General features: G+C 42.9%; 6 protein-coding genes. 5 read left to right on the top strand and 1 reads right to left on the bottom strand.

Going from position 1 to position 6,012, the window contains the following annotated elements:
• Positions 1-669 precede the first annotated feature (669 nt).
• On the top strand, positions 670-870 hold the full coding sequence (locus ACYQ2O_RS09980) for a hypothetical protein (protein ID WP_346023940.1): 201 nt from the start codon (positions 670-672) through the stop codon (positions 868-870).
• On the top strand, positions 867-1,025 hold the full coding sequence (locus tag ACYQ2O_RS09975; RefSeq protein WP_459796526.1) for a hypothetical protein: 159 nt from the start codon (positions 867-869) through the stop codon (positions 1,023-1,025). The genes ACYQ2O_RS09980 and ACYQ2O_RS09975 overlap by 4 nt, the downstream gene beginning before the upstream one ends.
• 66 nt (positions 1,026-1,091) lie before the next feature.
• Here the strand turns inward: ACYQ2O_RS09975 and ACYQ2O_RS09970 are convergent, their stop codons facing one another.
• Complete coding sequence (locus tag ACYQ2O_RS09970) at positions 1,092-1,649, bottom strand: hypothetical protein (RefSeq protein WP_459770123.1); 558 nt, start codon at positions 1,647-1,649, stop codon at positions 1,092-1,094.
• A 192-nt stretch (positions 1,650-1,841) separates the two neighbouring features.
• Between ACYQ2O_RS09970 and ACYQ2O_RS09965 the strand changes: the two genes are divergently transcribed.
• The 3 genes from ACYQ2O_RS09965 (at position 1,842) to ACYQ2O_RS09955 (ending at position 5,654) form a co-directional block, all read left to right on the top strand.
• A complete protein-coding gene (locus ACYQ2O_RS09965; protein ID WP_459796524.1) occupies positions 1,842-3,299 on the top strand; it encodes a catalase in 1,458 nt (485 codons plus the stop codon).
• 195 nt (positions 3,300-3,494) lie between these two features.
• Positions 3,495-4,385, top strand: a complete 891-nt coding sequence (locus tag ACYQ2O_RS09960) for a glycine betaine ABC transporter substrate-binding protein (RefSeq protein WP_459796523.1) — start codon at positions 3,495-3,497, stop codon at positions 4,383-4,385.
• 528 nt (positions 4,386-4,913) lie between these two features.
• Positions 4,914-5,654 carry a glycerophosphodiester phosphodiesterase family protein gene (locus ACYQ2O_RS09955; RefSeq protein WP_459796522.1) on the top strand — a complete coding sequence of 247 codons (741 nt, stop codon included), beginning with the start codon at positions 4,914-4,916 and terminating at the stop codon, positions 5,652-5,654.
• The last annotated feature ends 358 nt before the right edge of the window (positions 5,655-6,012 follow it).

Genomic DNA, 6,012 nt, shown 5'->3' with positions numbered 1-6,012 from the left:
AGGGACTGCCTTTTGAGCCTACCCCTATCCGATTCCTCTGTCTGTATGAAGTCTGTGCAGACAAGAATGGAGTTCGTAGGAAGCCCCCACTTCAAAATCCAAAGGATTTAAGTGGTGGGTAGTTCACACGAAGTGTCTATACTTATATTATTTATTGTGGCGATCATTCTTGAGAGGTCTTTGAGAAAGAAAAAGAAACAGGGTCTGTTGTCACGATCTGAAACGATTCTCTACATAGTGACATCCGCTACTACACTTGTCTACATAGTCAGTTACATTCTGCTGTATGTCGGCACACGATAGCAAAAAGTGTGTGGCAATTCTATAGTTTGAATGAAAGAGCTCTTGAGGGGGCTCTTTTTTATATATAATTCTGAGGAATCACAGCTGTTTTTCTATGGATATAGGAGTAGAATAAAGGTGAGATTGGGGATGGGGTTCCGCAAGGCCTGAAGCTAGAAAGTAATTAGAGAAAGCGACAGGCTGAGAGGAAAGTGAAGGTAAATAAGAGAAAAAAGGAGAAATAGATATGGAATACAGAATTGTCGAACGGGAGCCCATTACGTTGCTGGCTAGTGTGGAGCAGTTTCCATCGGAAGCTATCACCGACCCCGGAAAGTATCCTATACTATTCCAAATTTCTGGAAAAAGAGTATGGAGTCAGGTGCGATGCAAGTTTTGGAAAAGCATGTTGCAATCTCCAATAATTATGGTGCATGTACGCCGATATCTCATGAGAAGGGGACGTTTGAATTCGGAATAGGTGTGCCTCACGATGGAGGCGAGGTGCAGACGGTTATCAGTTGTGGACACTCTCTTCTTCTAAATGAGCGGTATTCAAGTGTATCGGAACTAATCCGAGCAGTGTGAGTGAGAGGTGGGACAGGATAAACCAAGAATTCGAAGAACAGTCAGGCTATAAGTTGCTCGAAGAGACCGATTATGAATTCTATCCTGAAGAAAAAGAGGCAAATGTCTTCTGTGAGCTTTGGGTGCCGTTAAAATACAGTCAGATTAAGTTATAACGATAAAAAAAAGACCAGTCGCTGCCGTTTGAATGACGGGCAACTGGTCTTTTGAGTTATCTTGTATTACGCAGTCTGTCTGCGTGTTTTAACTACTTCTGAAACCTGCATGCCGTATTGAGCGACAGTCCATGCGAAGAATAGAGTGAACGGGATGAAGAATAAGAGTGATGCTCTGATAGGAGCAAGTGAAGCTACGTGGTAATAAACCAGTGTCACTCCAGTTGTCATAAAGCCATTCACGTACAGACTGATGTTTTCAAGTGCTTTGACTTTGCTTACGACGAAAGCCAGTCCTGCTAAAATCAGCGCTGCGACAGCCGCATAACCAAATGGGTTAGTGACTGCTGCAATACCCATAGTTGAGAATAAAGCTGCTTCAATGAGAATGTGAGCCGCGATGAATCCGGCACTCATGATCCCAGAAACGGCAGCGACGTGCTTGTTGTCCAGTGGTTTGGATAAAACTATACCACCCATGGCGATGTAAGCAAGAGTTCCCACGATCATTGAACGACCATGTTCACTGTAAACGGGTAAAACATCTGTTAGTAAAGCCACTAACATGAGAGTGACGACTGCTGAAAGGACAAGTAAAACTGTTTTTGTATTCAGTTTTTTCATATAGACCAATCTCCTTATGTATGTTTTTGATAGATTTCTTACATTTATTAAATTAACACATGTTTGGCTTAGTTTCAACTTAAAAAAGCATATCATTGAAATAAAAAGACATATTTGCAATAGGGTCTTGGTTTTTCAGTTTATATCTATTATAATATAGTAGTTCATAAAATGTAAGGAGAGATACATAAGATGATTGAGAATAATAGTAAATTAACAACATCCACTGGTGCTCCAGTTGGAGACAATCAGAACTCAATGACTGCCGGTACCCACGGCCCAACTTTAATCCAAGACGTTCACTTACTTGAGAAACTGGCTCACTTCAACCGTGAACGTGTGCCTGAGCGTGTCGTGCATGCAAAAGGTGCAGGTGCTCATGGACATTTTACAGTAACAAATCCGGACATTGCCAAGTACACCAAAGCAGATCTTTTCTCTGAAGAAGGAAAAGAAACACCTATGTTTATCCGCTTCTCAACAGTTGCCGGCGAACTGGGTTCAGCTGATACGGTTCGTGACCCACGCGGATTTGCAGTTAAATTCTATACAGATGAAGGAAACTATGACATTGTTGGTAACAACACACCTATTTTCTTCATCCGTGACGCAATCAAATTCCCTGACTTTATTCATACACAGAAGCGTGTGCCACAGACAAACTTGAAGGATCCTAATATGATATGGGACTTCTGGTCACTATCACCGGAATCACTGCATCAGATCACGATTCTGCATTCTGACCGCGGGATTCCTGCGACGCTGCGCCACATGCATGGATACGGCAGTCACACATTCAAATGGGTTAATAAAGACGGCGAGTCTTTCTGGGTGAAATACCACTTCAGAACAGACCAGGGCGTTAAGAATATGGATCCGGAAACTGCTGCTAAGATTGCCGGAGAGCACCCTGATTATCATACGGAAGATTTATTCAATGCGATTGAAGAGGGCGACTTCCCGTCATGGACTCTGAAAGTTCAGATCATGCCTGAAGAAGAAGCGGCTCAATATGCGTACGATCCATTTGATATCACTAAAGTCTGGTCTCACGAAGACTATCCACTGATTGAAGTCGGTAAAATGGTCCTTGACCGTAACCCTGAAAATTACTTTGCTGAAGTAGAACAGTCTACATTCTCACCAGGTAACTTTGTCCCTGGAGTTGAAGCGTCACCAGACAAAATGCTTCAAGGTCGTCTGTTTGCCTATGCCGATGCTCACCGCTACCGTGTCGGAACAAACCATAACCAGCTGCCAATCAACTCACCTAAAGCGGAAGTCAGAAATCATCAGCGCGATGGACAAATGGCTTACCATAACGGCGGAAAAGCAGTCAACTATGAGCCGAACAGTTATGACGGTATCAAAGAATCAAGAGAAGACAACTTCAAGCCGTTTAAAGTGTCAGGCGAAGCGGACAGCGTACCTTATGACCAGGCAGATCACTTCTCTCAGCCACGCAAGCTGATTATGGAAGTCTTTTCTGAAGACGAGCGCAGCCGTCTGTATAAAAACTTTGCGGATCACTTAAGAGGGGTTCGAGACGAGCAGATCATCGAGCGTCAATTGAAACTGTTCCACCAGGTTACACCTGAACTAGCTGAAGGTGTTGCGAACCACTTGGATATGAGTGTGCCGACAGTATAAAAAACATAAGAATATAGAACCGGTGGACTCGTTAAGAGCTTCCGGTTTTTTCTCGCGTCCATACCATTTGAACGATACAACTATCTATGTTACGGTAATAACCGTGCGTGTTTGAAGGTAGTCCTTACATATAGGAATGAGGATGTTATCTCCCTATGATAATCTTCAGACGGGCATAAACATAGGAGGGAAATGATGAAGAACAAAAGCTATTGCAAAGCATTAGCAGTTTTACCTGTTGCATTCGTATTACTAGGCTGTGATGGAGGAGATGCTGAGGAACAGACTGATACCATGTGGGAAGATCTGGATTACACGATTACTGGTATAGAAGCTGGATCCGGCACGACTGAATTAGCCGAAGATATGCTTGAAGATTACGATAATTTAGAAGGCTGGGACATACATACGAGTTCCACCGCCGGAATGATCACCTCGCTTGATCAGGCGATCCAGAATGAGGAACCGATCATCGTGACCGGCTGGAGACCACACTGGATTTTTGAAGAATATGATCTGAAATTTCTTGATGATCCGCAAGACTCTCTTGGAGAAGAAGAATTTATTCATACCATTGCCCGTGAAGGTTTAGAGGCAGACAAGCCTGAAGCCTACGCGGTACTTGAACGTTTTGAGTGGGACATATCGGATATGCAGGAAGTCATGCTTGCTGCCCAGGATATCCCTTTTGAACAAGCTGCTTCTGATTGGGTAGAAGAAAACAGAGAAGATGTAGACCAGTGGACAGATGGAATAGATTCCGTTGAAGACGAAGCATTCCATCTCGTTTCGACCCCCTGGGATACTGAACAGTCGTCTTCACATGTCATGGAGCTCGTCCTGGAAGAGCTGGGATACGAAGTAACGATTACAAACGTTGACCCGGTCATGATGTTTCAGGCGATTGCGTATGGAGAAGGCGATGCCAGCTTAGCGCCGTGGCTGCCCGTAACATTTGGAGCCTTTTACGATGAAGTAGAAGACCAGATCGATGATTTGGGACCGAATATGTCCGGAGCTTTGAACGGCCTTGTCGTTCCTGAATACATGGATATCGATTCAGTAGAAGACTTACCTGCCAGATAATCAAATAATTTGCTTCCGCATACTTATGTGCTGTAACTCGGCATTAAGTATGCGGTTTTTTGTTTGCGATTTAAAGTGGTCGAATTGTAAATATGTTACTGCAGCTTGTGTTGAACTTTTACATAGATCATCAAAAAACAGCGCGATTCTTACAGGGGATTTACAATGGATTGCTACGATAGTTATGTGCAGAATAAGCACACAATAAGTTCATATTGAAATCAATCAGATAAATAGAATCATGGTAATAAAGATTGCTAAATGATGATTCGACAGACTGTTAAAAGCCTCGCAGATAAAAAGTGAAACATTTTTTATCCATGCATGCCTGTAATTCATTCTGATGGAGCGCATATGTGAGTAAACTACGGGGCTAAAGTCTTGCTTATGATTGTAGGATAAGAAGTAGTTTTATCGAGTCGGTACAAAAACTTAGAAGGAGGTTAGCTGAAATATCGATTAGAAGGAATAAGTTATGGTTGTCTATTAAAGGATCGCTAACAAAACAAGAGAGGAGCACCTTGTATCATGAGAACTCTTAATCTGGCCCATCGTAGGTTCAGCGGAAAGTTTCCTGAGAATACGATGATTGCCTTTGAAGAAGCTTTTCTGTCTGGTGCTGATGGGGTGGAACTCGATGTCCAGATGACTAGAGACGGAGAAGTTGTCATTTTCCACGATGAAGCACTTGACCGAATGACAAACGGGACAGGTTATGTAGCCGAGATGACATTGGAAGAGGTGCGAAGCTGGTCGGTTGATGGCGTGCTTCAGGAGGGGCTGCCTGATCAGAGAATTCCGACTTTGTCTGAATACCTTGAATGGGCACATGATAAAATTTTTCTGACTAATATCGAGCTTAAAACAAAAACGAGTGAAGACATTGGTCTTGAAAAAAAGGTCCTTGATTTAATATCTTTATACGGTGTAGAAAACCGGACGATAATTTCCTCATTCCATCGAAACAATATGGCGCGGGTCAAGCAGTTATCTGAAGGGGTTCAGACTGGTCTTCTTGTTCCCGGCTGTAACGAGCATATTATTCAGTTGACCAACGAGCTGGGTATGGATTATATTCATCCTCACGCCTTGTGCATTGATGAAGAGATGCTCGAAACTGCTCAGCGATATGAGCTTGGGGTCAACACATGGACCATTAACGAGAGAGCAGACTTAATAAAAGCCTCACACCCGAAAATTCACGCTATCATCACAGACTATCCGAATCGACTGAAAGCCATTCAGGAAAAACAATTGGAAGTCGTCTAACCCATATTCTCCCTAATTTAAGCAGAAAAGAGCGCATTTACAGGCTCTTTTCTGCTTTTTCCCCTTTATTATCCTTTTTCCAGTTTGAATTATAAGACAATCGGAACCTGTTCAGTGTATAATTGATTATCACGTTATTTCCGTTAGACTTTGTGTGGGAACAATCGCATGCATAGGATTGTCTTGGAAGCGTGGTGTTGCTACTGACCCGATGATGTCCGAGAACAACTCTGGAACTGTCAAATTTTTTATGAAAACTAAAAATTAAAGGTGGTGAAGGCCCACTGACTATACCAATCGGAGCCGCATTTGCCCTTGACAAACACTTGAATGGTTTCAGTTAAGGTCACAAGGGTGA

It is taken from the genome of Alkalibacterium sp. m-11 (genome assembly GCF_054658155.1).
This window is presented reverse-complemented; position numbering and strand designations above follow the sequence as displayed.

Bases quoted from the DNA above. Each gene is read 5' to 3' on its own strand.
- ACYQ2O_RS09980 (WP_346023940.1), top strand. From the start codon at position 670: ATGCAAGTTTTGGAAAAGCATGTTGCAATCTCCAATAATTATGGTGCA.
- ACYQ2O_RS09970 (WP_459770123.1), bottom strand. From the start codon at position 1,649: ATGAAAAAACTGAATACAAAAACAGTTTTACTTGTCCTTTCAGCAGTC.
- ACYQ2O_RS09965 (WP_459796524.1), top strand. From the start codon at position 1,842: ATGATTGAGAATAATAGTAAATTAACAACATCCACTGGTGCTCCAGTT.
- ACYQ2O_RS09960 (WP_459796523.1), top strand. From the start codon at position 3,495: ATGAAGAACAAAAGCTATTGCAAAGCATTAGCAGTTTTACCTGTTGCA.
- ACYQ2O_RS09955 (WP_459796522.1), top strand. From the start codon at position 4,914: ATGAGAACTCTTAATCTGGCCCATCGTAGGTTCAGCGGAAAGTTTCCT.